Annotated in this window: 22 protein-coding genes; 9 read left to right on the top strand and 13 right to left on the bottom strand. The window is 71.8% G+C overall.

Annotated elements, in window-relative coordinates:
* Window positions 1–12 precede the first annotated feature (12 nt).
* The 3 genes from ACWGR4_RS12700 to ACWGR4_RS12690 all read right to left on the bottom strand — a co-directional run bounded on the left by ACWGR4_RS12700 (window position 13) and on the right by ACWGR4_RS12690 (window position 4,318).
* Window positions 13–1,752, bottom strand: a complete 1,740-nt coding sequence (locus ACWGR4_RS12700; RefSeq protein WP_452128364.1) for an ABC transporter ATP-binding protein — start codon at window positions 1,750–1,752, stop codon at window positions 13–15.
* A complete protein-coding gene (locus tag ACWGR4_RS12695) occupies window positions 1,749–3,467 on the bottom strand; it encodes an ABC transporter transmembrane domain-containing protein (protein WP_380002950.1) in 1,719 nt (572 codons plus the stop codon). The genes ACWGR4_RS12700 and ACWGR4_RS12695 overlap by 4 nt, the downstream gene beginning before the upstream one ends.
* Before the next feature lie 293 nt (window positions 3,468–3,760).
* The gene (locus tag ACWGR4_RS12690; protein ID WP_452128365.1) at window positions 3,761–4,318 is read right to left on the bottom strand and encodes a hypothetical protein; all 558 of its coding nucleotides are present in this window, start codon (window positions 4,316–4,318) and stop codon (window positions 3,761–3,763) included.
* Window positions 4,319–4,686: 368 nt separating this feature from the next.
* Between ACWGR4_RS12690 and ACWGR4_RS12685 the strand changes: the two genes are divergently transcribed.
* Entirely contained in the window at window positions 4,687–5,190 is a 504-nt protein-coding gene (locus tag ACWGR4_RS12685) for a hypothetical protein (protein ID WP_452128366.1), read from the top strand.
* Between the two features lie 126 nt (window positions 5,191–5,316).
* Here the strand turns inward: ACWGR4_RS12685 and ACWGR4_RS12680 are convergent, their stop codons facing one another.
* A complete protein-coding gene (locus ACWGR4_RS12680) occupies window positions 5,317–6,861 on the bottom strand; it encodes a fatty acyl-CoA synthetase (RefSeq protein ID WP_452128367.1) in 1,545 nt (514 codons plus the stop codon).
* 125 nt (window positions 6,862–6,986) lie between these two features.
* Between ACWGR4_RS12680 and ACWGR4_RS12675 the strand changes: the two genes are divergently transcribed.
* The 3 genes from ACWGR4_RS12675 to ACWGR4_RS12665 all read left to right on the top strand — a co-directional run bounded on the left by ACWGR4_RS12675 (window position 6,987) and on the right by ACWGR4_RS12665 (window position 10,259).
* A complete protein-coding gene (locus ACWGR4_RS12675) occupies window positions 6,987–8,249 on the top strand; it encodes a glutamate-5-semialdehyde dehydrogenase (RefSeq protein WP_452128368.1) in 1,263 nt (420 codons plus the stop codon).
* 127 nt (window positions 8,250–8,376) lie between these two features.
* Window positions 8,377–9,036, top strand: a complete 660-nt coding sequence (locus ACWGR4_RS12670) for an SCO2584 family spore wall biosynthesis protein (protein WP_380002954.1) — start codon at window positions 8,377–8,379, stop codon at window positions 9,034–9,036.
* Window positions 9,037–9,209: 173 nt separating this feature from the next.
* On the top strand, window positions 9,210–10,259 hold the full coding sequence (locus ACWGR4_RS12665) for an SCO2583 family membrane protein (RefSeq protein ID WP_452128369.1): 1,050 nt from the start codon (window positions 9,210–9,212) through the stop codon (window positions 10,257–10,259).
* A 31-nt stretch (window positions 10,260–10,290) separates the two neighbouring features.
* Here the strand turns inward: ACWGR4_RS12665 and ACWGR4_RS12660 are convergent, their stop codons facing one another.
* From ACWGR4_RS12660 to ACWGR4_RS12620, 9 genes are all read right to left on the bottom strand, one after another.
* Window positions 10,291–10,695: a hypothetical protein gene (locus ACWGR4_RS12660; protein ID WP_380002956.1), complete on the bottom strand. Its 405-nt coding sequence runs from the start codon at window positions 10,693–10,695 to the stop codon at window positions 10,291–10,293.
* Window positions 10,696–10,740: 45 nt separating this feature from the next.
* Window positions 10,741–11,844, bottom strand: coding sequence for a glutamate 5-kinase (gene proB, locus ACWGR4_RS12655; protein WP_380003153.1), 1,104 nt, complete (start codon window positions 11,842–11,844; stop codon window positions 10,741–10,743).
* Window positions 11,845–11,988: 144 nt separating this feature from the next.
* Entirely contained in the window at window positions 11,989–13,434 is a 1,446-nt protein-coding gene (gene obgE, locus ACWGR4_RS12650) for a GTPase ObgE (protein ID WP_380002957.1), read from the bottom strand.
* A gap of 109 nt (window positions 13,435–13,543) precedes the next feature.
* Window positions 13,544–13,798, bottom strand: coding sequence for a 50S ribosomal protein L27 (gene rpmA, locus ACWGR4_RS12645; protein ID WP_020550744.1), 255 nt, complete (start codon window positions 13,796–13,798; stop codon window positions 13,544–13,546).
* An 11-nt stretch (window positions 13,799–13,809) separates the two neighbouring features.
* Window positions 13,810–14,124 (bottom strand): 50S ribosomal protein L21, encoded by a 315-nt coding sequence (gene rplU / locus ACWGR4_RS12640; protein ID WP_078977259.1) that lies wholly within the window; start codon window positions 14,122–14,124, stop codon window positions 13,810–13,812.
* A 209-nt stretch (window positions 14,125–14,333) separates the two neighbouring features.
* Window positions 14,334–17,951: an Rne/Rng family ribonuclease gene (locus ACWGR4_RS12635; protein WP_452128370.1), complete on the bottom strand. Its 3,618-nt coding sequence runs from the start codon at window positions 17,949–17,951 to the stop codon at window positions 14,334–14,336.
* 150 nt (window positions 17,952–18,101) lie between these two features.
* Complete coding sequence (locus ACWGR4_RS12630; RefSeq protein ID WP_380029228.1) at window positions 18,102–18,971, bottom strand: TIGR03936 family radical SAM-associated protein; 870 nt, start codon at window positions 18,969–18,971, stop codon at window positions 18,102–18,104.
* Window positions 18,972–19,043: 72 nt separating this feature from the next.
* Complete coding sequence (locus tag ACWGR4_RS12625) at window positions 19,044–19,859, bottom strand: hypothetical protein (protein ID WP_380002960.1); 816 nt, start codon at window positions 19,857–19,859, stop codon at window positions 19,044–19,046.
* 240 nt (window positions 19,860–20,099) lie between these two features.
* Window positions 20,100–21,185 carry a M48 family metallopeptidase gene (locus tag ACWGR4_RS12620; protein ID WP_452128371.1) on the bottom strand — a complete coding sequence of 362 codons (1,086 nt, stop codon included), beginning with the start codon at window positions 21,183–21,185 and terminating at the stop codon, window positions 20,100–20,102.
* Between the two features lie 159 nt (window positions 21,186–21,344).
* Between ACWGR4_RS12620 and ACWGR4_RS12615 the strand changes: the two genes are divergently transcribed.
* The 5 genes from ACWGR4_RS12615 (at window position 21,345) to ACWGR4_RS12595 (ending at window position 26,029) form a co-directional block, all read left to right on the top strand.
* Window positions 21,345–21,494, top strand: a complete 150-nt coding sequence (locus tag ACWGR4_RS12615; RefSeq protein WP_170222196.1) for a hypothetical protein — start codon at window positions 21,345–21,347, stop codon at window positions 21,492–21,494.
* Between the two features lie 135 nt (window positions 21,495–21,629).
* Complete coding sequence (locus ACWGR4_RS12610; protein WP_452128372.1) at window positions 21,630–22,880, top strand: TerD family protein; 1,251 nt, start codon at window positions 21,630–21,632, stop codon at window positions 22,878–22,880.
* Between the two features lie 100 nt (window positions 22,881–22,980).
* Entirely contained in the window at window positions 22,981–24,270 is a 1,290-nt protein-coding gene (locus tag ACWGR4_RS12605; protein ID WP_452128373.1) for an extracellular solute-binding protein, read from the top strand.
* A complete protein-coding gene (locus ACWGR4_RS12600; protein WP_380002965.1) occupies window positions 24,267–25,199 on the top strand; it encodes a carbohydrate ABC transporter permease in 933 nt (310 codons plus the stop codon). The genes ACWGR4_RS12605 and ACWGR4_RS12600 overlap by 4 nt, the downstream gene beginning before the upstream one ends.
* On the top strand, window positions 25,196–26,029 hold the full coding sequence (locus ACWGR4_RS12595) for a carbohydrate ABC transporter permease (RefSeq protein WP_380002967.1): 834 nt from the start codon (window positions 25,196–25,198) through the stop codon (window positions 26,027–26,029). Before ACWGR4_RS12600 ends, ACWGR4_RS12595 begins: the two co-directional genes overlap by 4 nt.
* Window positions 26,030–26,059 lie beyond the last annotated feature (30 nt).

The raw sequence follows: 26,059 nt of genomic DNA, 5'->3' as shown, positions 1-26,059 counted from the left end.
AGCCGCGCTCGCTCACCCGTGCCAGGACCGCCACAGCGCCGCGTACGCCCCGTCGGCCGCGATCAGCTCCCGGTGGCTGCCCAGCTCCGTGATGCGGCCGTCCTCGATCACCGCGACCCGGTCCGCGTCGTGTGCCGTGTACAGGCGGTGTGCGATCGCGATCACCGTTCGGCCCTCGATCACCGCGCCCAACGACCGCTCCAGGTGCCGGGCCGCCCGAGGGTCGATCAGCGACGTCGCCTCGTCCAGCACCAGCGTGTGCGGGTCGGCCAGCACCAACCGGGCCAGCGCCAGCTGTTGCGCCTGAGGTGCCGTCAACTCGTAGCCCTTGGGCCCGACTTCGGTATCCACCCCGGCGGGTAGCCCGGCCACCCAGTCCGCGTCGACCGCGCGCAACGCCGCCAACACCGCGTCGTCGTCGGCGTCCTCGCGCGCCAGCAACAGGTTGTCCCGCAACGTGCCCCGGAACACGTGGTGTTCCTGGGTCACCAGCGCGACCCGGCCGCGCAGTTCGTCGAGCGGCAGGCCGACCAGCGGTACCCCGCCCACCTCCACCCTGCCCGACGTCGGCCCGTTGACCCCGGCCAACAGCCGGCCCAGCGTGGACTTTCCGGCCCCGCTCGGCCCCACCATCGCGATCCGCTCACCCGGTCGCACGGTCAGGTCGATGCCGTGCAGCACCTCGCGCCCCGAGTCGTACGCGAACCGCACATCGCGCACGGTCAGCGTCTCGTCCACCGGCTTGGCGTCGGTGGGTTCGCGGTCGGACGGCACGTCGGCCACGCCCAGGAGTCGGGCCAGCGAGGCCGCCGAGATCTGCACCTCGTCCAGCCAGTTGAGCAGTTCGTCCATCGGTCCGATGATCAACTGCACGTACAACACCGCGGTCGCCACCTCGCCCAGCGTGGCCCAGCCGTGCAGATACGCCCAGCCGCCGAAGGCCGTGGTCGCCACCACCGGCAACATGTAGCCGAAGTCGACCGTCGGGTACCAGATGGTGCGCAGCCACAGTGTGTAGCGCTCGGCCGCGTACGCCTTGCCGACGTCGTCGTCACCGCGCCGCCGACGCCGATCGGCGAGCCGCAGCGCCTCGACCGTACGCGCGCCCTCGACCGTCTCCGCGAGCGAGTCGGTCACCTGCGCCCAGGCGGCGTTCTCGCGCAGATAGCCCGCGGGCGCCCGGCGCAGGTACCACCAGGTGACCGGGATCAGCAGCGGCACCGTGATCAGCAGTGGCAGCGCCAGCAGCGGGTTGAGCAGCAGCAGCCCGGTGAAGGTCAGCACGATCGTCACGGCCGCGACAAGGACCGAGGGCACCGCGCGGCGGGCCGAGCGGGACATCGCCGCCACGTCGCGATTCGCCCGGCCGAGCAGGTCGCCGGAGCCGGCCCGCTCGACGGTGGACAGCGGCAGGTCCAGGATGCGCTCCACGAACTCCTCGCGGACCTGCGCGAGCAGGCCCTCGCCGAGCCGCGCCGCGGCCACCGCCGCCTGACGCACGATCAGCGCCTGGAGCAGCAGCGCGCCGGCGATGCCCAGGCCGAGCAGGTCGATCGTCCGGGTCGGGGCGTCGTCGCGGACCTTCTCGATCAATACGCCGAGCAGGCGCGGCGCGACCAGTCCGGCCACTGCGGCGAGTGCGTAGAACAGCACGGTCAGGATCAGGTCGCGCTGCCGCTCGCGCAGCAGCCGTACGGCGTGCCGGCCGACCTCGGCGGCCGGGGCCACCGGCAACAGGCGGCGCACACTCACGCGTTCCCCTCCTCGTCGTCGTCGACACGGGTGACCAGTGCCGCGTATCCCGGTTCGTTCGCGAGTAGTTCGCGGTGCGGTCCGACCGCCATGACCTTGCCGTCCTGGACGTAGGCGACCTCGTCCATGGTGTCCAGGACGAGCGGGCTGGTGGTGGCGACCACCGTGGTACGCCCGCGCCGGTGCGCGGCGAGCCGGCCGGCGATCCGGGCCTCGGTGTGCGCGTCCACCGCGCTGGTCGGCTCGATGAGCACCAGCGTCTGCGGGTCGGCGACCAACACCCGTACCAGGCGCAGGCGTTGTACCTGGCCGCCGGAGAACTCCCGGCCGCGGGCCGCGATCTCGGTGTCCAGGCCCTCGTCCAGCGCGTCGATCACGTCCGCGGCGCAGGCCACCTCGACCGCCTCGTCGAGGTCGACGCCGCCCCCGCCTCCGCCGCCTGGGGTCAGTTCGCGGCGCAGCGGCCCGGAGAACAGCCCGGCGTCGTGGTGCGCGACCAGGATCCGCTCGCGCACGTCGGCCACCGCGAGGTCGGCCAGCGGCACGTCGTGGTAGAAGACGTCGGCGTCCTCGTAGCGGCCGAGCCGATCGGCCAGCGCGGGCGCGTCCTGCGGGTCCTCGCAGGCGATGCCGAGTTGCACGCCGGGCCGGACCACCAGGCCGGAGCGCCGGTCCACCAGGTCGCCGGGCGCCGGCCAGGCGAGCGGGTCGGGGCGGTCCTCGACGCCCGGCGCGAGGCCGAGCACGCGCACCACGCGGCGGGCCGCGACGTGGCCGCGGACGACGCGGTCGGCGAACTCGGTGAGGGTGGAGAGCGGGACGGTCAGGAACGCCGCGTAGCCGTAGAAGGACACCATCTGACCGACCGTCAGGCGGCCGTCCAGGGCGAACCGGGCGGCCAGCCACGTACCGAACGCGACGAAGAAGCCGGGCACCAGGAACTGCGCGGCCTCCAACATCGATTCGATTTTGGCGGTGCGTACGCCCGCCACCCGCAACTCCTGCGATTCGCGCCGGTAGCGGGCCCCGAAGCTGCGCTCACCGCCGATGCCGCGCAGCACGCGCAGCCCGGACGCGATGTCGACGGCCCGATCGGCCAGCCCGGACTGCAGTTCGCGGTAGGCGTTCTGGCGCCGGTGCAGCGGCCGCAGCAGCAGCGAGACCAGACCCATCAGCAGCGGCACACCGATCAGGACCAGCAACCCGAGCGGTACCGACATCTGCAACAGCACGACGGCGACCACGGCGAGCGTGACCACCGAGGCGCAGCCGCGCGCGGTGATGTCCAGGGTCGAGCCGATCGCGTCCACGTCGGAGGTGCCGACGCCGACCACCTCGCCGGAGGCGATCCGGCGTTGCAGCACCGCACCGAGCCGGGCGGCGTGCCGGGTGACGAGCTGGATGGTACGAAAGGCCGAGTCGAGGAAGTTGGCGACGGCGTTGCGGTGGCGCATGATGCCCGTGAAGCCGATCAGCACGGCGATCCCGAGCAACACGCCGGACCAGGCGTACAGCCGCCCCTCGTCCCGCGCCTCGACAGCGTCGATCGCCCGGCCGACGGCGGCGGGCATGAGGGCCTGGGCCACCATCCACACCGACGCCCAGACGATGCCCATGACAATCGTCCGCCGGGTGCGAGCGGCGAGCCAGAGCAGGTAGCGGCCCGCCGACCGGATATCGGGATCGCCGGGGTCGGCGACGGGAAACGTTCGCATTGTCCAGCGACGCTAACCCGCGACCCGGGTCACGTTCCACGCATTATTCCCGGCCAGGGAACCCCGTAGTGGTCCGAAGCGCCCTGATCTCGGCAGCCTCCGACTCGGGCCGGGCGCCGGAAACCCGCCGTTCGTCGACGCCGCGTCCGGCTCGTGCTCGGCCCTTCGACCGCGACTGTTCACAAGCCGGGCGCCGAGAAGTTGTGAACCGGTCGGACGAGGCACGGGTCCGCATGGAACAGTCCGATCATGAGCGGATTCGACGACTATGACGACAACACGCCGTACACGTGTCACGGGATGGGCGCGGGCGACGTCGATGTGATCTTTCCCCGGCCCGGGGCGGCGGCGATGCTGGAGATCTCGAAGGAGCCCGGCGAACATCTGACACTGTGGGCGCTCGCCGATGCCGGATCGGCCGGTGGGCGGCGTTTATACGAGGCGCCGATCGCAGCGTCCGAGGGCAGCGTTCTGGTCTTCGACACCGGACCGGCGGCGGTGGAGCGGCTGAGGGTGATGACGCCGGGAAAGTGGTCGCTGCGCCTGCGGGATCCCGCCTCGGCGCGGGAGTTCGACGAGTCGATCGAGGGCTTGGGGCCGCAGGTGTTGCGGTACACCGGGCCCGGTGCCGTGGCGACGGTCGACGCCACGGCGCGCCAGGGCGGTTGCACGGTGCTGCTGTACCCGGGTGGCCCGGACGAGCGGGCCGAACAATGGAGCGAGCCGAGTGCCGCATCACAGCAAATACCCCTTGCCGGGGCGCAGTTCGTAGTGGTCGAGACCGCCGACAGGTGGTCGATCACGGTCGAGTCGAGCGCGCCGGGACCGCATCTGATCCCGACCTCGGCCACCGGGGAAACGTTCGTGCAACGTGGCTCGGGGACGCGGGTGATGATCCTGAGGCGGCCGGGAGGGGACGATCCCGTGGTGTTCGAGATCGGCCTGGTGTCGGGTCCGGGGGTGCGGGTGAGCGTCCCGCAGTTCAAGTCCACGACCGACGAGGACGGGCGCGAGATCTGGATCGAGGATCACACCACGCAGCCGCGGCGGCTGGATCCGGACACTCCGCGTACACAGTTCGTGTTCCCCGCGGAGTGGGGTGAGCGGGTCGTGATCGACATCCTGGCGCCGGACAGCGAGTGGGAGGTGCGGATGATGCCCCCCGTACGGCACCAGGGCCCTGCACGAGTCCGGGGTCCTGGCCGGCCGGGGCACGGAGGTGCTGTGCTACCAGGGGCCGGTGGCCTTACTTCGGGCCGACACATACTGGCAGGCCGAGCGCTGGGTGCAGAGGCGCCATCGATGGCAGTCGGTCGTGTCGAGACCCACGGCCCGCACCGGCGAATACGACCGGGATCAGATCCTGGGAACCAGTGGACGGCTCGAACTGGTCACCGTTGCAGGCGAGGGCCCGTGGGAGGTCTCCGCGGTTCCCATCGAGGGGATCCGCACGTTCGATCGCCGGATCTCGGGACGCGGCTCAGAGGTCGTCCATTACACCGGCGGAGAGCGCACGGTCATCCTGCGGGCACGTCGCGGGTACGGTGGCTACGTCCGCGCGGACGCACTGAAGAGTCAGTCGGAGCGGGCGTGGATTTTCGGGCGGTTCTTCCTCGGCCTTTTCGGCCGTTCCTTCCGAGCGTGCGACGAGTACCTCTTCGTTGCCAGCGACAAGCGCAGGCCCTGGAAGCTACGTACCCGCAAACAGCGCTGGTACGGCTGAAAGGCCGGCGCTCCGCACCAGAACGGGGACGCAACTCTCTCCGCCGAGGTGGCGTCGAGCGCCCGCTGGGCCGGTTGCTTGGCCCCGGGGCATGGTGGTCCCGGGCTTTCGGGGGGCCTTCGGGTGTTATTCGGCGGCCAACTTCACGTGCTGGTCCCGGAGTTGGCGTTTGAGGATTTTGCCGCTGGGGTTCTTCGGGAGCGACTCGGCGATCACCACATACTTGGGGACCTTGAAGCCCGCCAGGCGGGTTTTGCAGTGTTCGACGACCTCCTCCTCCGTGATCCGCTCGCCCGGCCGCGGGACGACCACCGCCGTGACCGCCTCGATCCAGTACGGGTGGGGGACGCCGAAGACCGCCGCCTCCGCTACCGCCGGGTGGGCGTGGATGGCCTCCTCGACCTCGCGGCCGGCCACGTTTTCGCCGCCGGTCTTGACCATGTCCTTCTTGCGGTCGACCACCGTGAGGTAGCCCTCCGCGTCCAGTACGCCGAGGTCGCCGCTGTGGAACCAGCCGTTGCGGAAGGCCTCGGCGGTGCGGTCCGGGTCGTTCCAGTAACCGAGCATCGTGTGGGGGCCGCGGTGCACGATCTCGCCCACCTCGCCGGCCGGCACCGGGCGGTCCTCGTCGTCGACGACGGCGGTTTGTACGTTGAGCCCCGCGCGGCCCGCCGAACCCGCCTTCCGCTCCTGGTCGTCCGGGCCCAGGATGGTGGCCACCGGCGACATCTCGGTCTGGCCGTAGAAGTTGTACAGCCGCAACCGCGGCAACCGCCGCCGCAGTTCGCCCAGCACCTCGACCGGCATCGCCGCCGCGCCGTAGTAGCCCTTGCGCAGCCCCGACAGGTCCCGCGTGTCGAAATCGGGGTGGCGCAGCAGCGCGATCCACACCGTCGGCGGGCAGAACAGCTTGCTCACCCCCTCGCGCTCGATCGTGGCGAGCAGCGTGGCCGGGTCCGGCGCGGGCAGGATGATCGACGTCGCGCCGAGGTACACGTCCGGGGTGAGGAAGCAGTGCAGCTGCGCGCAGTGGTAGAGCGGCAGGGCGTGGATCTCCACGTCGTCGGCGGCCATCCCGCCGTCGATGATCGCGGTCGCGTACTGGGCGATCAGGTTGCGGCTGGTCATCACCGCGCCCTTGGGGCGGGACTCGGTGCCCGAGGTGTACATGATCTGGACCGGGTCGTCGTCGAGGAGCGCCACATCCGGCACCGGGCCGCCCTCGGCGATCAGCTCGGCGAACGGCTCCCACCCCGAAACCGCCGGGCCGAGTACCACGCGCAGCGCCTCGCGGCCGGCCAGGGCGGCGTCGGCGGTGGCGGTCAGCTCGGGGCCGGCCAGCACCGCGATCGCGCCCGCGTGCTCCAGGACGTAGCCGACCTCGGGCGCGGTGAGCATGAAGTTCACCGGGACCGAGATCGCGCCGAGCCGGGCCAGTGCGAAGTAGGCCACCACGAAGCCGTGCGAGTTGCGGGCGAGCAGCACCACCCGGTCGCCCTTGCCGACTCCGCGTGCTGCCAGTGCCCCGGCGGCGCGCGAGACCGTGTCGTCGAGTTGGGCGAAGGTCTGCCGCAGCTCGCCGTCCACCACGGCGAGCCGGTCCGGCAGCCGGGCGGCGGTACGCGTGAGCAGGTCGGCGATGCCGTGCCGGCGGGCCTGGACAGCGGTCACGGATGGCTCCTCGCCTCGGTGAAGGGTGGAGGCGTCATTGTGTCCGGCCCACCCGCCGGGCGGAAGCGTCTCGCCCGCTGAAATCGTCGTGTTGATCACCGACCGGGCTAGGTAGGCTTGCGGGCATGACCAGCAGCGCAGCGTCCGCAGTCCTCGACACCGCCCGTCGCGCCCGGGAGGCCGCCGCCGTCCTCGCGCCACTGACCCGGCGGGTCAAGGACGACGCGCTGCTCGCGCTCGCCGACGCGCTCGTGGCCCGCTCGGCGGAGATCGTCGCGGCCAACACCGAGGACGTGGAGCGCGCCCGGGCCAACGGCACCGGCGAGGCGATGATCGACCGGCTCACCCTGACCGACGAGCGGATCGCCGCGATCGCCTCCGACGTACGCGACGTGGTCGGCCTGCCCGACCCGGTCGGCGAGGTGCTGCGCGGCTCGACCCTGCCCAACGGCCTGGAGCTGCGCCAGGTGCGGGTGCCGCTCGGCGTGGTCGGGATCATCTACGAGGCCCGCCCCAACGTCACCGTCGACGGCGCCGCGCTGTGCCTGAAGTCGGGCAACGCGGTGCTGCTCCGCGGCTCCTCGTCCGCCTACCGCTCGAACACCGCCATCGTCGCGGTGATGCGCGACGCGGTCGTCGCGGCCGGCCTGCCCGCCGACGCCATCCAGCTGGTGCCGGGCGAGACGCACGACTCGGTGAAGGAGCTGATGACCGCGCGCGGCCTGGTCGACGTACTGATCCCGCGCGGCGGGGCGAGCCTGATCCGCACCGTGGTCGAGGGCTCGACCGTGCCGGTGATCGAGACCGGCGTGGGCAACTGCCACGTCTACATCGACGCGCAGACCGACCTGGAGATGGCCGTGAACATCCTGGTCAACTCCAAGGCGCACCGGGTCAGCGTGTGCAACTCGGCGGAGACGCTGCTCGTGCACCGCGACGTGGCCGACGCCTTCGTACCGCTCGCGCTCGCGGCCCTGAAGGACGCGGGCGTGACCGTACACGGCGACGCCGCGGTACAGACCTACTCGGCCGACGTGGTGCCCGCCACCGACGCCGACTGGGACACCGAATACCTGTCCTACGACATCGCCGCCGCCGTGGTGCCCTCGCTGCACGACGCGGTCGCGCACATCCGCCGGCACTCCTCCGGCCACACCGAGGCGATCGTCACCACCTCGCAGGCCGCGGCCCGCGAGTTCGTGGCCCTGGTCGACTCGACGGCCGTGATGGTCAACGCCTCGACCCGGTTCACCGACGGCGGCCAGTTCGGCTTCGGCGCGGAGATCGGCATCTCCACGCAGAAGCTGCACGCGCGCGGCCCGATGGGGCTGCCCGAGCTGACCAGCACGAAGTACGTGGTCACCGGCGACGGCCACGTGCGCTCCTGATCGACTCCGGAACCACCCGTCCGGGCCCGGCGCGCCGAGCCGGGTCCCGGAGCGGCGCGGCGAAGGGCGCCAGACCGGTGCCTTGAATCGGTATCCATCGGAGTGCCTGCGGTAATACTGTCTAGGAGTGCCCGATTCACCAGGGCCAGAGTTCCCGGACGGCCCAGACTTTCCCGAGTTCTCGGAGGACGAGCTCTCCTCCGTCGTCTTCGACGAGTCCTTCGTGCGCGCGGCCCGCGTACACGAACCCTCGGCGAACGAGCGTGGCGCGGCGATCGACGCTGCGCCCACCCCCACCGCGGCCGCGCCCGAGCGGACCGACCGGACGGCCGAACAGGCCGACCGCTCCGACTGGTTCGACGACGGGACGTATCCACCCGACGGCGAGGACCCGTGGCGGGCCCGGACCGTACCCGGACACGACACCGAGCCGATGTTGCCGCACGTGCCGGCCTGGTTCGCGGGCGAGCCGTGGGCCAAGGCCGCGCGCACCACACGCTGGCGGCGCGGCGTGGCCTGGGTGCTGGCCCTGCTGATGGGGGTCGGCGTGGTGGCGATGGCGGTCACCGCCGTCTACCGCAGCGGATCCTCGCAGGGACCGACCGCGCCCCGGCAACCGTCGGTGGGCACCGGTCGCAGCGCGACGACCGACAACAACCCCGTGCCGGCGCCGCCCGGCCAGGACACCTCCCAGGTGCGAATAACCGTCGCGCCGGGGGATTCGGGCGCGGCCGGCGGTACGGCGGCACCGTCCCAGGCGGCGGTGGCACGTTCGGGACCCGGCTGAGAAGGGGCGGGGCCGTGCGGAGCCGGGGACCCGGTCCGGAAGGCACGCCCCGCTCGCGTCCTCGCCGCCGCTTCCGGGAGGCACGGCCCCGTTCACGACCTCGCCGCAGACCCGACCCAAACCCCGCGCCCGGGTGCATATCCACCCGCTCGCACGCGACTTAAGCTGATTCCATGTCCGGACGGGGAATACCCCCCGAAGGCCCGAACAGGGGTGGGCCCGACGGCGAGGACGAGTACAGCGCCGTCGTATTCGACGCGACTTTCGTCCGTGCGGCGGACCTGCACGAGCCCTCCGCGCGGGAGCGGCTGCACTCGGGCAAACGACCGCACCGCCGGCGCCGGGTGCTCGGCGTCCGGCTGCGCACGCTGCGCGGCGTGGCGGGTGCGCTGCTCGTCCTGCTGGTGATCGGCGGTGCGACCTTCCTCGGCGCCCGGCGGGCCGGCACCGCCGGATCGCACCTGGAGGTCGGCCCCGCCGTCCTGCAACGGGTCTCGCTGACCCCGCCCGCGGACTACGCGACGGGCCCGCTGCCCGCCGACCCGATGGCCGGCGGACCGGCCGCGGGCTGGGCCCAGGGCGTCGCCGGGATCGTTGTCGGCGAACGCCGCGAAACGGCCCACTACTCCGCCGGCCAGGTCGGCCAAGCCCTCGACCTGGTCCGCGAGTTCGTGGTCGGCACCCAACTCGACCCGACCGTCCTGGCGGGCGGCCGGCCGTGGGCGGCGCTGCCCCTGCTGCGCCGCGAACAGCGCGACCAACTCGGCGCGGCCCTGGTCGCCCCCCGCGACGACGACGTATCGGCGCCCACCGGCTGGATCACCCGCTTCGACCCGGCGGCCATCCGGGTCCTGGACGCGGCACCCCGCGCGACCGGCACGATCACCGCCGCCGAGCACGCGCAGCGCGACCTCGTGGTCTCCGCCGACGTGGTGCTCGTCTACGCCGTCGCCCAAGTCGGCGGCCCCGGCTGGACCCGCTTCGTGGTGCACCGTGTCTGGGACTTCCACACCGATGCGCCGATGTTGCACGACGGCCTCCTCCAGGTCCGCCGCATCCTGACCGTGGCCGGCCCCCAGCCCTGCACCCCGGACAACGCCACCTGGTTCCACCCCACCTTCACCGGCCCCACCCCGGCCGACGCCCCACCCCAGCCCGAACGGATCGACCCCTTCCACCCCACCCCACCCACCACCTGCGCCCGCATGGCAACGGTGCCGTAGCCGCCGCGCCCGGCGCGTGTCGTACCGACGCTCAGAACGGTTGTACGCGGCCCGGTTGGATCGGGAGGGGGGCCGGGGCGGCGGCGCGTTTTTGGTAGGTGGGGCGGTCGACGACCTCCAGGCCGATCAGCTCCCACGGGGGCAGATCCGCGCTCCGGCGGTGTTCGCCCCACAGGCGCAGTGCGATCGCGGCGGCGTCGTGGAGGTTGGGGGCCTCCTCCCAATAGCGCACCTCGGCGTGGTCGGCGGCGTAGCGGCCGGCGAGCAGGAACGGGTGTTCGTGGGCGAGGCGTTCCAGCGCTCGCCGCACGTCCTCGGGGTCGCCCGGTGGGCCGGCCAGGGTCAGCGTGATGTGCCACATTCGGCCCGCGCCGTCGGGTTCGGTCCGCGCCGGCGTCGTCGGCTGTCCCCAGGGGCGGTCCCCACGCTCCGGCACGGCCGGCCTCCCGTCGGCGAGCTGCTGATCTTCGGTGGTCGTCGCTCAGCGGCGCAGCAGCACCAGGTCGTCGCGGTGGACGACCTCGCGCTCGTAGGCCGGACCCAGCTCCCGGGCCAACTCCCGCGTGGATCGCCCGAGCAGGCCCGGCAGTTCCTTCGCATCAAAGTTGACCAGCCCGCGGGCCACGATGTGACCGTTTTCGTCAACCAGGTCCACCGGATCGCCGGCGACGAAACCGCCCTGGACACCGGTGATTCCGGCCGGCAGCAGCGAACTGCGCCGCTCCACCACGGCCCGCACGGCGCCGGGATCGAGCGCGAGCCGGCCGCGCGCGGTGCTCGCGTGGGCCAGCCACAGGAGCCGGTCGGCGGTGCGAACTCCGGTGCGGTGGAAGAGGGTTCCGGTGTCCTTGCCGGCCAGTGCGTCGGACGCGAAGCGGGTCGCGGTGAGCACCACGGGGATGCCCGCCGAGGTGGCGATGCCCGCCGCCTCGACCTTGGTGACCATCCCGCCCGTGCCGACCCCGGACTTGCCGGCCTTGCCGATCTCGATGCCTTCGAGATCGGCCGGACCGCTCACGAACGGAACCCGCGAGGACGTCGGCTTCGCCGGGTCGCCGTCGTACAGCCCGTCCACATCCGACAGCAGGACCAGCAGATCGGCATGCACGACGTGCGCGACCAGGGCCGCGAGCCGGTCGTTGTCGCCGAAGCGGATCTCCTCCGTGGCCACCGTGTCGTTCTCGTTGACCACCGGCACCGCGCCCATCGCAAGCAGCTTGTCCAGCGTGTTGTACGCGTTGCGGTAGTGCGCGCGGCGGGTGACGTCGTCGACGGTGAGCAGCACCTGGCCCACCCGCAGGCCGTAGCGGGCGAACGAGGCGGTATAGCGGGCCACGAGCAGCCCCTGGCCCACACTCGCGGCGGCCTGCTGGGTGGCGAGGTCGCGTGGTCGGCGGGCCAGGCCCAGCGGCGCGAGGCCGGCGGCGATCGCACCGGAGGAGACCAGGACGACCTCGATCCCCTCGGCCCGCTTGGCCGCTATCACGTCCACCAGGACGTCGACCCGATCCGGGTCCAGGCCACCCTGCGCGGTCGTCAACGAGGACGAACCGACCTTGACCACGATGCGGCGCGCCGAGGTCACGTCCTCGCGCGCCGCGTCGACCCCACTGTGCACTTCAGGCCCCGCTTTCCGGTCGGGAAATTCGAGAAGGTCACCCGGACCGCGCGCCGGCGGGAATCCACCGGACCGCGCCGTCGGGGGAAAGCCATCGGACTACGGCGTGCGTCAGGAGTCGTCCGAGAACGGGTCGAACTCCTCGTACTGCGTCTCGATCGCCTCACGCTCGCGGCGCCGATCCACCGCCGGGCGGTGCGTCTGCAGGCGGTGGTCCTCACCGCGTCGACCCAGCATCTCGGCGCCGGCCGCGACGGTCGGCTCCCAGTCGAAGACCACACCGGTGACGTCGTCGCCGATGACCACCTCGGCGCCGGGAACGGCCCCCGCCGACCACAGGGCCTCCTCGACCCCGAGCCGGGCGAGCCGGTCGGCCAGGTAGCCCACCGCCTCGTCGTTGCTGAAGTCGGTCTGGCGCACCCAGCGTTCGGGCTTGGCGCCGCGCACGATGAACGCCTCGTCGCGCCGGGTGACGGTGAAGCCGCTGTCGTCGACCGCGGTCGGGCGCAGCACGATGCGGGTGGCCTCCGGTGCGGGCGCCGCGTCACGGGCGCTCTGTACCTGGGCGGCCATCGCGAAGGACAACTCGCGCAGCCCCGCGCGGCTGACCGCGGAGACCGGGAACACCTGGAGCCCGCGCGCCTCCAACTCGGCCTTGACCAGGTCGGCCAGGTCGCTGCCGTCGGGCACGTCGACCTTGTTCAGCGCGACCATCCGGGGCCGGTCCTCCAGGCCGCCGTAGGCGGCGAGTTCGGCCTCGATGGTGTCCAGGTCGGTGATCGGGTCGCGGCCGGGCTCCAGCGTCGCGCAGTCCAGGACGTGGACCAGCGCCTTGCAACGCTCCACGTGCCGCAGGAACTCCAGGCCCAGGCCCTTGCCCTCGCTCGCGCCGGGGATCAGGCCGGGTACGTCGGCGACGGTGTAGACGACGTCGCCGGCGGTGACCACGCCCAGGTTCGGCACGAGGGTGGTGAACGGGTAGTCGGCGATCTTCGGCCGCGCGGCGCTGAGCGTGGCGATCAGCGACGACTTGCCGGCGCTGGGGAAGCCCACGAGCGCGACGTCGGCGACGGTCTTCAGCTCCAGGACGAAGTCGCCGGCCTCGCCGGGTTCGCCGAGCAGCGCGAAGCCGGGGGCCTTGCGGCGCGGCGAGGCCAGCGCGGCGTTGCCGAGGCCGCCGCGCCCGCCCTGGGCGATCACGTAGCTGGCGCCGTTGCCGACCAGGTCCTCGACGAATTCCTCGTCGCCGTTGGGGAGCAGCCGCTTGACCACGGTGCCGTCCGGCACGGGCAGGATCACGTCGTTGCCGTTGGGGCCGGTGCGGTTGGCGCCGGCGCCGGGCTTGCCGTTGGTGGCCTTGCGGTGCGGGTGGTGGTGGTATTCGAGCAGCGTGGTGGTGTTGGCGTCGACGACCAGCGTGACATCGCCGCCGCGACCGCCGTTGCCCCCGTCGGGGCCGCCGAGCGGCTTGAACTTCTCGCGGTGCACGGAGGCCACGCCGTGGCCCCCGTTACCCGCCGCGACGTGCAGCACGACGCGGTCGACGAAGGTCGTCACGTGGATTCCTCCTCGGCTCCCGAGTGGGGAGCGAACACTGTGGACAAACACCCGAGGGCGGACCGAATAGGGTCCGCCCTCGGGTGTCGAAGCGAATGCCGCGGCGTGATTATTCCGCCGGGACGATGTTCACCACGCGGCGACCGCGCGCGGTGCCGAACTGCACGGCGCCGGCCGACAGCGCGAACAGCGTGTCGTCGCCACCGCGACCGACGTTGGTGCCGGGGTGGAAGTGGGTGCCGCGCTGGCGGACGATGATCTCGCCGGCGTTGACGACCTGGCCGCCGAAGCGCTTGACGCCGAGGCGCTGCGCGTTCGAGTCACGGCCGTTCCGGGTGGAGGATGCACCCTTCTTGTGTGCCATGTCGCTGCTCCCTACTTCCCGGAGTTGATGCCGGTGATCTTCAGCTGGGTGTGCTGCTGACGGTGACCCATGCGCTTGCGGTAACCGGTCTTGTTCTTGTACTTCAGAATGTCGATCTTCTTGCCCTTGGTGTGGTCGACGACCTCGGCCGTCACCTTCACACCCGCGAGGACCCACGGGTCACTCGTCACGGCTTCACCGTCTACGACGAGAATGGCCTGGAGCTCAACTGCCGTGCCCGCCGCACCGCGAATGCGGTCGACCTGGACGACGTCACCGATGGCAACCTTGTGCTGCCTGCCACCGGCGCGAACGATCGCGTACACCGTGGATCTCTCTCTCTGCAGGGTCCGAGCCCCTGAAGCCAGCCACACCGAACAGAAATCGGGGGCCTCCTCCGAACTTACGATCCGGAGGGTGGTTGCTCAGGAGCCTGTGCCTAAGCACACCAAGGGCAAAGGTTACAGGATGCCCGGGGCCGAAGGCCAAACGGGTCCGCCCCGGGGATACCACCCCGGAGCGGACCCGGTACAGCTCAGCTTCCGCTCGCCGCCGATACCGGCTCGGCGCCGTCCACGGCACCCTCCGGCGGGCCGGCGGGCCGGGTCGCGCGCCGCGACGTCTTGCGCGGCTTGGCGGCGGCCTTGGCCGGCTTGGCGGGCTCGGCCTCGGCCGGAGCCTCGGTCGCCGGCTCGGCGGTGGCCGCGGTCTTCGTGGCCCGCTTGGTCGCCTTCCGCGCCTTGGCGGGCGCCGCCGGTGCGGCCTCGGGCGCCGCCTCGGGTGCGACCTCGGGCACGGCCGACTCCGTCGCCTCGGCCTCGGCCGCCTCGGCGGCGACCTTCTTGGCCGACTTCCGGGGCGCCTTGGCGGCGGTCTTCTTCGCCGCCGTGGTCTTGGCCGCGGTCTTCTTGGCGGCCGTCTTCTTGGCGGCGGCCTTGCGCACCCGCTTGGCCGGCGCGGGGGCCTCCTCGGTCTCGTCGGCCTGCTCGGCCGCCGCGACCGGTTCGGCCGGTACCTCCGCGCCCTCGATCACCGCGGGCTCGGCCTCTGGGGCCTCCGCCACCGGGGTCTCGACGACCTCGACCGGCGCCACCGGCTCCGGCACGATCTCCGCCTCGACGACCTCGTCGGCGTCGACGACCTCGGCCGGCTCCGCGACCTCGACGATCTCGACGTCCTCGAACGCCTCGGCGACCGCGGGCACCTCGACGACCTCGTCGAACTCCGGCACGTCCCGCTCGACCGACTCGTCGGTCTCGACGATCTCGGTGATCGGCCCGCTTCCGTTGCGGTCGGCGTGGCCCTTGTTGCGCTTGCGCCGCCCACCACCGCTCGCCGCGCCGTTGCCGCCGTGGGTGTGTCCGCCGTTGCCGTGGCCCTTGGTCTCCGGCGCGTCCATGTGCACGATCACGCCGCGCCCGTTGCACCGCTCGCAGTTCTCCGAGAAGGCTTCGAGCAGACCCTGGCCGACCCGCTTGCGGGTCATCTGGACCAGTCCGAGCGAGGTCACCTCGGCGACCTGGTGCTTGGTCCGGTCCCGGCCCAGGCACTCCATCAGCCGGCGCAGGACCAGATCGCGGTTGGCCTCCAGGACCATGTCGATGAAGTCGACGACGATGATTCCGCCGAGGTCGCGCAGCCGGAGCTGGCGGACGATCTCCTCGGCCGCCTCCAGGTTGTTGCGGGTGACGGTCTCCTCGAGGTTGCCGCCCTGACCGGTGAACTTCCCGGTGTTGACGTCGACCACGACCATCGCCTCGGTGCGGTCGATCACCAGCGAGCCGCCGCTGGGCAGCCAGACCTTGCGGTCCAGCGCCTTCATCAGCTGCTCGTCGATGCGGTACGTCGCGAAGACGTCCACCTCGCTGGTCCACCGCGACAGGCGCGGGGCCAGGTCGGGGGCCACGTGGCCGACGTACTCGTGGATGACGCCCCACGCCTCGTCGCCCGAGACGATCAGCTTGGAGAAGTCCTCGTTGAAGATGTCGCGGATGACCCGGACCGTCATGTCCGGCTCGCCGTACAGCAGCGAGGGCGAACTGGTCGTGATCATCTTGGACTTCTTCTTGATGTCCTCCCACTGGGCCTGGAGCCGCGTCACGTCGCGGGTCAGGTCCTCCTCGGTCGCGCCCTCGGCGGCGGTGCGCACGATGACGCCCGCGTTCTCCGGCACGATCTTCTTGAGGATGGTCTTCAGCCGGGCCCGCTCGGTGTCCGGGAGCTTGCGGCTGATCCCGGTCATGGTGCCCTCGGGCACGTACACCAGGTAGCGACCGGGCAGCGAGACCTGGCTGGTCAGCCGGGCGCCCTTGTGGCCGATCGGGTCCTTGGTGACCTGGACCAGGACCGACTGGCCGGGCTTGAGCACGGCCTCGATCCGGCGCGGACCGCTGAAGCCCGCCGCCTCGAAGTTGACCTCACCGGCGTACAGCACCGCGTTGCGGCCCTTGCCGATGTCGACGAACGCGGCCTCCATCGACGGCAGCACGTTCTGGACCTTGCCCAGGTAGACGTTGCCGACGTAGGCGGACTGGGTGTCCTGGCTGCGGCTCACGTAGTGCTCGACGAGCACGTCGTCCTCGAGCACGCCGATCTGGGTGCGGTCGCCGTTCTGGCGCACGACCATGACCCGCTCGACCGCCTCGCGGCGGGCCAGGAACTCCGATTCGGTGATGATCGGCACCCGGCGGCGGCCCTGCTCGCGCCCCTCGCGGCGGCGCTGCTTCTTGGCCTCCAGACGGGTCGAGCCCTTGACGCCCTGCACCTCGTCGGTGGGGCTGTCGGCGAGCACGTCGCGCTTGCGCGGCTCGCGGACCTTGACCACGGTGCGCTCGGGATCGTCCTGCGGCTCGGCGGCGGGCTCGTCGGCGGCCCCGTCGCGACGACGGCGCCGCCGGCGACGACGGCTGCTGGTGGTCGCGCCGGCGTCGCCCGGGTCGTCGGGGTCGGCGTCCTCGTCGGGGCCGTCGCCGACGCCCTCGATGCGGTGCTCGTCGTCCTCGTCGGAGCCGTGGTCCTCGGCGCCGTCGTCACCGCGACCGCGGCGGCGTCGGCCACCGCGCCGGCGGCGACGGGTCGGGCGGTCGCCGTCGGTCTCGTCCTCGTGCGTCTCGTGCGCCTCGGCGCCCTCGGGTTCCTCGGTCGGCTCGACCGGCTCGGCCGTGGCGACCGCGCGGCCCGGGTGCCGCTCCTGCTCGTCCTGGTAGCGCGAGTCCTGCGGCTCGGCCTCGGCCGCGCCGTGCACCTCGTCCACCGGCAGCGCGCGGCGTCGGCGACGCCGGCTGCGCGGCTCCTCGGGCGTGGTCTCCGGCTCGGCCGGGGCGGTGCTCTCGGCCGGCGCGGCGACCGGTTCGGCGGCACGCTGCGGCGCCGCGAAGACCGCCGCCTGCGGGGCCTGGAACAGCGGCTGGAAGACCGGCGGCGGCGTCTTGCGCCGGGACGACGGGGCCACCGGCTCGGCGGCTGCCTCGGGCTCGGCCTCGACCACCGGCGCGACCTCGGCGACGGGCGTCGCCTCGGCCTCCTCGACGGCCGGCACCGCACGCTTGCGGGTACGCCGGGTCCGCCGCGGCGCCTCCTCGGCCTCGGCCTGCGCGGCTTGCGCGGTTTCGGCGACAGGCTCGGGCGCGACCTCCTCCGGGGCCGCCTCGGGCGCGACGGCGGCCCGCTTGCGGGTCCGCCGGACCCGACGCGGCGCCTCCTCCTCGGCCGGCGCGGCGGCCTCGGCGGAGACCTCCGCCGGCGCGGCCTCGACCGCCTCCGTCGGCGCGGCCGCGATCGCGGCCGTGTCGGTCACCGGCGCGGTCACCCGCTTGCGGGTACGCCGCGTCCGTCGCGGCGCCTCGGGCTCGGGCTCCGGCTCGGGTTCCGGCGCGGCGTCGACCGGTGCGGTCTCGTCGACCTCCGGCTCCTCCTCGTCGGCCTCGCCGGCGGGCGCGGGCGCCTCGGGCGTCACGGCAGCCGGAACCGGCGCGGCCTCGGGAGAGGGCACGCTCGGCGGTCCTGCCGGACGGCTGGCGGCGCGCCGACGGCGGCGGGGTGCCGACGTCGTGGCCGTGTCGTCCTTCGTACTGCTGTCGTTGTCGGTACCGGGGTTTACCACCCCGGAAGTACCTGATGTCTCAGGCGTGTCGTTGGGCTCGGTGTCGAGCATGCGGGTCTGTCTCCCGTCACGCTTCCGGGCGCTCCAACGCAGGGCGCCGCGCGGAAGCTTCTCTCTCACTCGCCGGTCCCGGCCTTGCGGCCGTGATCCGGGCGATAAGTCTGTCGGAAATTCAAGCCTTGGGCCTCGTGTACCCGGTCGTCACCGATTCGAGGCTTCGACGACGGGTTCTGCACCGCCCTGCGGGCCGGTTCGGAGTTCCTCGCCCCCCTGCGAGGTGTGCTCCACCGCCGATGTCGCGCGGTCGGGCGCGAGCGGGTCGGTCACCGAAACGGTCGCGGCGTCGAGCGGCCCCTGCGCCAGGCGGGTGACCGCGGCGGCGGTGGGCGTCACAAGTTCGGCGACCGTGCGAAGACCGGACAGAACGTCGTCGGGTCGAACGGCGGGTGTGGTGTGCCGGACAACCAGTCGCAGTATCGCACAGGGTGCGGCACTACCCGCATCGACACCCTGGTGACCTGCGTCGTTCGCGTCGGGGGTGGTGACGGTCAGCGCGATCACCGCCTCCCGGGCGTCGAATGTGCGCATTCCGTTCTTGCTCATCCGCTGGACCTCGACGGTCTCGGCGGCCAGGAACGCGGTGACCGCGCGCTCGGCCTCCTCGCGAGCGACCCCGTCCAGGGCCAGCTCCCAGACCGACGCCTCCAGGCGCTCGGGGAGGTTGCCGCCCTGTGCCTCGACGATCTCGACGATGTCGAGACCGCTCGGCAGCGACGCGTCCAGCAGATCCCGCAGACGGGCGGGGTCACAGTGTGTGGCCACGCCGATCTCGAGATATTCGGCCTCGCTGGCGACGCCGGTGGGCGCCGCTCCCGCGTAGGACACCTTGGGGTGGGGGGTGAAACCGGCGGAGTAGGCCATCGGCACTTCCGCCCGACGCAGGGCCCGCTCGAACGCGCGCTGGAAATCCCGGTGGCTGGTGAACCGGAGGCGGCCGCGCTTGGTGTACCGGAGGCGCAGTCGCTGGACCGTCGGCGCGGGCGGCGGTCCCTCGGGCGTACGTCGTGCCAGTTTCGCTCAGTCCTTGACTCGAGATGGATGGGCAGAAGTCGGTCCAAGCCTACGGCCATGGGACGGGTCGGGTCAGCGCCCCCCGATTCCGAGGGCTCGGAGCACCTCTGACGTGGCCCTGCCGATCGGCCGGAGAATGGCTCGACCGACCCAGCGGCACGGCGCCACGACCAGCACCCGCCATACGGCGCGGATGGCCCTGCCGATCGGCGTGAGCACGTTGCGCCAGGCCCAGGCCACCGGCAGCACCACCAGATGCCGCCAGAGCACCGCGATGCCGCGACCGATCGGAACCAGCACCGCGCGCCACAACCAGGACAGCGGCCGGACGATCAGGAAGTTGAGCACCGCGGTGGAGACGTCCCACGCGAACCGCAGGGCGAGCAGCGTCGCGCGCCCGATCGGCCGCAGTACGTGCCGCCACAACCAGGCGCCGGGCACGAGCAGGAGGTAGCGGAACAGGAAGGCGAGGGGTCGGTGGATCAGCCGGGTGAACACCCATGCGAGGGCGTTGGCGAGCGGGACGAGGATGTAGCGGCCGACGAAGCTCAGCACCGGGTACAGGAACCAGTCCCACAGCAGCTTCTTCAGCCCCCGCAGGATCGGACGCAGGAACCAGTCCCAGAACAGGAACTTGATCCCCCTGCCGATCAGCCGCACCAACTCCCACAGCAGACGCAGCGGGACCACGATGATCAGCGCGATGATCCGGGCGGGCCAGCGAACCACCGTGTACAGGCAACCCTCGCCCGGCTCGGGGCCGGTGCGCGGCGGGTAGGCGTGGTCCGCGTGTTGTTGCCGGGCCGGCGGCTCCGACCGGCCCGGTGGCGGATTCTCGCGGGACGGCTGCCACGGCACCCGATCCGGTTGCTCCCCGTTTGCAGTCACCCGGGAAGATTAGTGGTCCCGCCCCCGGCGGGGAGGCGGGACCGGCATTGCTGCTTTATGTGACTATCCGACTACTTGACAGTGCTGCCGGCGGTGGTCGCCCGGCCGCCCCGGTCGCCGGTGTGTTCACAGGTGTGGCCTGTGTGGCGCCTATATATAGGGAGAGCGAGCCACCTCACCCGGGCGACTTCACGCGGGCCACTCCCTCGGCCCGCAAGCCGACCCGGCCCCGCTCCCGGGTCACTCCGCCCGCTTGCCCCCGCTCGTCGGCGGCGGACCACCGTCCGGCGTCGCCCCCGGCTCGTCGCGGCGGCCGGTGAACCGGTCCCGGAGCTTGCCGCCCGCGTCCGCAGCGCCGTCGGCGAGATCGCGCAGCAGGCCGAACAGCGGGTCCGTAGTGGTGCGTACGGACTCGCGGTAGGCGTTCGCCGAGGCCCTGGCCTCCTCGCGCACCGACGCGTTCGGGTCGTCCTCACGACGCGGATACTCACCGGCGAGAATCCGCCGATAGTCGTCCCCGTCCGCCCACTTGCGCAGTTCGGCGACCCGGACCACCGGGAAGGGGTGGGAACGCCCGAGCAGGTTCATCAGCTTGAGCACGCTGTCGCGCAGGTCGCCGGCGCCCTCGTACTCGGCGGCCTGCTCCAGGAACGCGTCGGTGCTCATCTCGTGCAGCTGCGAGCCGCCCGCGACCTTCATCAGCGCGCGCATCGACACCTCGGGGTCCTGACCGACCAGCAGGCCCGCCCGGTCGCAGGACACCTCCGACTTGCGGAACCACTCCTGCAACGCGGTGATGATCGCGTGCACGCCGATCGTGCCCAGCGGGATTCCGGACAGCGCGGCGGCGAATCGGGTCAGGATCAGCAACATCGTGCGGTATACCGCGTGTCCGGACAGGATGTGCCCGATCTCGTGCCCGATGACCGTGCGCATCTCGTCGTCGTCGAGCAGTTCGACCAGACCCGAGGTGACCACGATGAACGGCTTGTCCATGCCGATCGCCATCGCGTTCGGCTGCGGGTCCTGGGTGACGAACAGCTCCGGCACGGTGGGCAGATCCAGGATGTACGCCGACTCGCGGGCCATCTCGTGCAGGCGGTGGAACTGCTGCTCGCCCGCCCGGACCGAACCCGCCAGGAAGGCGAGTCGGATCGCCCGCTCGGACACCAGACCCGACATCTGTTTGAGCACGAGATCGAAACCGCTGAGCCGGCGCATCGCCACCAGCGCGGCGCGATCGGAGGGGTGTTCGTAGGCCCGGGAGGAGATCCCGGGGAATCGTCGGCGTCCCTCGAACGGTCCGATCGTCTTGTCGTCCGGCATGCTGCGCCCCCTAGCCTCGAGCAATCCGCCCCCACCCTAGGCACATCCGACGCCCGAGGCCGAGGGTCGTCCCCGGAACCTGGCCGCGCGCCTCACCCTCCGCGCCCGTACGATGTCGTCCGCACACGTCGGCAAAAACTACGCAAGGGCTGACCACGGATGACCCAGCACGCCACGACCGTCCTCACCACGCTGGCCAACGAGAGCGGCAAGCACGAGAACCTGAACGCGCTGGGTGCCGGCATCGGTGCGCTGGCCACGCTGCTCATCCTGCTGTTCGTCGTGACGCGCTTCAACAAGGACCGCTGAGCCCTCGGTCCGAACCCGGACGGCCGCGTCCGGTTCGTCGAACCGCCCTGTCCGCGCCGGGTGCCCCGTTGCCGCCCGGCGCTTCGTCATGCGCGTTAAGGTGACGCCAGGTCAGGGGAGGCCGGGGAGGGCTCGATGCGTACGTTCGCCATGGGCGAGAAGACGAGGCTGGACGATTCGGCCATCAGGGTGGAATTCGACGTGTCGGGCGAGGGCCTGGCCGCGTACTGCTTCAGCCTCGGGACCGCGGATCTGGACGTGGTCTGCACCGCCCGGCCCGCGTCGCTGACGAGCGCGGTCGCGCTTGTGGCCGGCGGGACCGGGACCGCCGAGTTCCACGTGGACCTGTCCGCCGTGGACGACGCGGTGGACCGGCTGGTGTTCGCGATCGGCGCGCAGGCGCCGGGGTTCGGCGCCGGGTCGTTGTTGCGCCTGCTCGGCGCCGACGGCGAGATCGGCCGATTCGTGCTGCCGGTGGGCGAGTTGACCCGGGAGCGCGCGCTGATCCTGGCCGAGGTCTACCGGCGGGACGGGTGGCGGTTCGGCGCGGTGGGACAGGGCTACGAGGCGGGCCTGGACCAGTTGGTGCGGGACCTGGGCGCGGAGCCCGACCAGGCGCTGTTCACGGCCGCGGCGATGGCGGACCCGGTGGTACCGGACACGGCGGTGCACGCCGAGCCGGAACCGGAACCGGAACCGGTCGAAGGGTCCGACGCCGAACCCGCGCCGGCCGCCTCGGTCGACATCGCGGCCGAACCGCCGCCCCCAGCCGAGCAGTTGCCGGAATCGGAAGCCACGCCCGCCCCCGACCCCGCCGACGCCGGCCCACTCTCGCCCCGCCCCGCCCCCGCCGTCGAGTACGAGGGCCGCGGCGACCGCGTCCTCTCCATCGAGCGCCCCGTCGACGCCGGCCCCTTCCTGGTCGAGCTGGAGGCCCGGGGCACCGAGAACTTCGTGGTCTGGACGCTGGACGCCGACCTGGAGACGGACAAGCTCCTGGCCAACACGATCGGCGTGCACCGGAGCCGGGCCCTGGTGGACGAGCGCGGCACACGTACCTCGCGCCTGAAGATCGAGGCCGACGGCGCGTGGACCGTGCGACTGCTCACCCCCGAGGCCGCCCGGCCGCTCACCGACCGGCTGGAGGGCACCGGCCCCGAGACGGTGCGCTGGGCCGGCCCGCGCACGGTGGTCGCGATGACGCACGCCGGCGGCAGCAACTTCATCGTCGGCACCTTCACCGAACACGGCGACGACGAGGCATATCTCGGCACCCTGGCCAACGTGATCGGCGACTACGAGGGCGAGTCGATCCTGCCCAAGGGCCCCTGCCTGATCGAGATCGAGGCCGACGGCGCCTGGACCCTGGCCACGATCCCCGACTGACCCGGCGACGCCCCCGCACCTCCCGACACCGACACGCCACCATTCGGGGGAGTTGGCGGAATCGGGGTCGGTTCCTTGATCTGCTGATCAGGTGAACCACATGCCTCGTCGTCACGGGCTCCTGGCCGTCGCGCTCGCGTTGGTCGCCTCCGTCGTCGTCGGGTGCGGGGGCGGCGGTTCGGGGCCGCCCGAGCTGAACTGGTACGTACCGCCGGACAACGGGGCCTATCAAAAGCTCGCCGACCGGTGCAGCCGGGCGTCCGGCGGCGCCTATCGGGTCAAGGTTTCGGTGTTGCCCACCGACGCGTCCGGACAGCGCGAGCAACTGGTGCGCCGGCTTGCCGCCAAGGACTCCTCGATCGACGTGATGGCGCTCGACCCCGTCTTCGTACCGGAGTTCGCCGAGGCGCGCTTCCTGCGCCCGTTCACGGCGGCCGAGGCCCCGGCACTGACCGACGGCATGCTGAGCAGCGCCGTGGAGTCCTCGGGGTGGCGGGGCCGACTGGTCGCCGCGCCGTTCCGGGCCAACACCCAACTCCTGTGGTATCGCAAGTCGGTGGCCGCCGAGGCCGGACTCGACCTCACCCGGCCGATCGGCTGGGACGACCTGATCACCGCCGCGGAGAAGACGCACAAGACCGTCGCGGTGCCCGCCAAGCGCTACGAGGGCCTGACCGTATGGGTCAACGGCCTGGTCACCGGCGCCGGCGGGGCGATCGTGCGGGACGTGGAGAAGGGCGTCGACCTGAAGCCCACACTGCGCGAGGGCGGCGTGGGCAAACGGGCCGCCGAGGTGATGCGCCGCCTCGGCCGCTCCTCCGCCGCACCGGCCAACCTGGCCACCTCGATCGAGGACGACACCCGGACCGTGTTCCAGTCCGACTCCGGCGGCTTCATGATCAACTGGACATACGCGCGCGGCGCCGCGGCCGAGGCGGTCGCCGGCGGCCAACTCTCGCGCGAGGTGCTGGACGACTACGGCTGGGCGCGCTACCCGCAGACCGACCCGGACAAGCCGTCCAAGCCGCCGTTCGGCGGGATCTCACTGGGCGTCAGCCGATACGGCAAACACGCCGCCGAGGCGGTGAGCGCGGTGCGCTGCGCGGGCACCCTGGAGAACCAGATCACCTACATGCTGGAGTCGAAGGAGACCACGGCCAAGGCCGCCGCCTACGACGATCCGGGCGTACGCGCGGCGTTGCCGATGGCGGATCTGATCAAGGAGTCCCTCGACCAGGCCGGCCCGCGTCCGCGAACGCCCTACTACAACGACGTCTCCGCGTCGGTGCAGCGCGAGTACCACCCGCCCGCCGACGTCGACCCGAACTCCGCCCCCCGCGCCACCGACGACCTCATCACCGGGGTCCTGCACGACAAGGTGCTGCTGTGAGCACGGCATCCGCGACCCGCACCGCGCCTCGGCACAGGAAGCCCCGGAAGCAGCTCGACCACGCGCAGCGCATGCGCCGCACCGGATGGCTGCTGTCCGCGCCCGCCGTGCTGATCATGCTCGCGGTCGCGATCGCGCCGCTGGTCGACGCCGCGTGGCTCTCGCTCTTCCACAAGCGGCTGACCACGCCCGACGCCAACTCGTTCGCGGGTTTGTCGAACTACTGGGTGGTGCTCAAGGATCCGCTGTGGTGGACCGACGTGTGGACCACCCTCGCGCTGACCGTGCTCACCGTCTCGGTCGAGTTCGTGATCGGCTTCGGCCTCGCCCAACTGATGCAGCGCGCCCTGTACCTGCGCCGCACGCTGCGCACCATCGTGCTGATCCCGTACGGCATCGTCACGGTCGTCTCCGCCTACGCCTGGCGCTATGCGTTCGACCCGTCCACCGGGTTCGTCAACGACTGGCTGGGCACCGACGTCGCCTGGTTCGACCACCGCTGGACCGCGCTGTTCGTGATCGCCCTCTCGGAGATCTGGAAGACCACGCCGTTCATGTCGCTGCTGCTGCTCGGCGGGCTGATCCAGGTCTCCCCGGACGTGCACGAGGCCGCGCGCGTGGACGGCGCGGGGCCGTGGCAGCGGCTCACCCGGGTCACCCTGCCGATCATGAAGCAGGCGATCCTGGTCGCGCTGCTGTTCCGGACCATGGACGCGTTCCGCATCTTCGACTCGGTCTTCGTGATGACCGGCGGCGCCAACGACACCGAGACGGTGTCCTTCCTGGCCTACCGCCAACTGGTCAGCCGCACGGCCCTGGGCCTGGGTTCGGCGATCTCGGTACTGCTGTTCGCCTGTGTGCTGCTGATCGCGTTCCTGTTCATCAAGCTCTTCCGTACCGACGTGAGCAAGCTCGGGAGCCCCGCGTGAGTCAGCCAAGCCCGGCCCGCGAGGGTGTACGCACCCTGGTCAGCGTCGTGGTGATCGGGATCACCGTGCTCCCGCTGGCCTGGATGCTCTCGCTGTCCTTCAAGGGCGGCGACGACATCAACAACGCGCAGTTCCTGCCCAAGACCTGGAGTCTGGACAACTACCGCACGGTCTTTCGCAACAACCTCTTCACCGACGCGCTGCGCAACTCGATCGGCATCTCGCTGATCGCCACCACGATCGCGGTCGCCTGCGCCACCGGCACCGCGTACGCGATCGTGCGGATGGAGTTCCCGGGCAAGCGGCTGATCCTGCTCGGCGCGTTGGCGATCGCGATGTTCCCGACCATCGCGGTGGTCGGCCCGCTGTTCGACATGTGGCGCTCGATCGGCCTGTTCGACACCTGGATCGGGCTGATCCTGCCCTACCTGTCGTTCACCATGCCGCTGTCGATCTGGACGCTGACCTCGTTCTTCAAACAGATCCCGTGGGCCCTGGAGGACGCCGCGCGGATCGACGGCGCCTCCGCGTGGCAGGCGTTTCGCTACGTGATCGCGCCGATGGCGGTGCCGGCCGTGGTGACCACCGCGATCCTGGTGTTCTTCTTCGCCTGGAACGACTTCGTCTTCTCGGTGTCGCTGACCTCGACCAACAACTCCCGTACCGTGCCCGCCGCGCTGGCCTTCTTCACCGGTGCCTCGCAGTTCCAGCAGCCCACCGCCGCGATCGCGGCGGCCTCCGTCGTGGTGAGCATTCCGGTGATCATCCTGGTGCTCGTCTTCCAGAAGCGGATCGTCGCGGGGATCACCTCGGGGGCGGTCAAGGAGTAGGCGCGCGCGCTCGGGGAGCGCGGAACGATA

It is taken from the genome of Embleya sp. NPDC055664, assembly GCF_053618075.1.
Note: the sequence above shows the minus strand (reverse complement) of the source record. Positions and strands in the feature narration are given on the sequence as shown.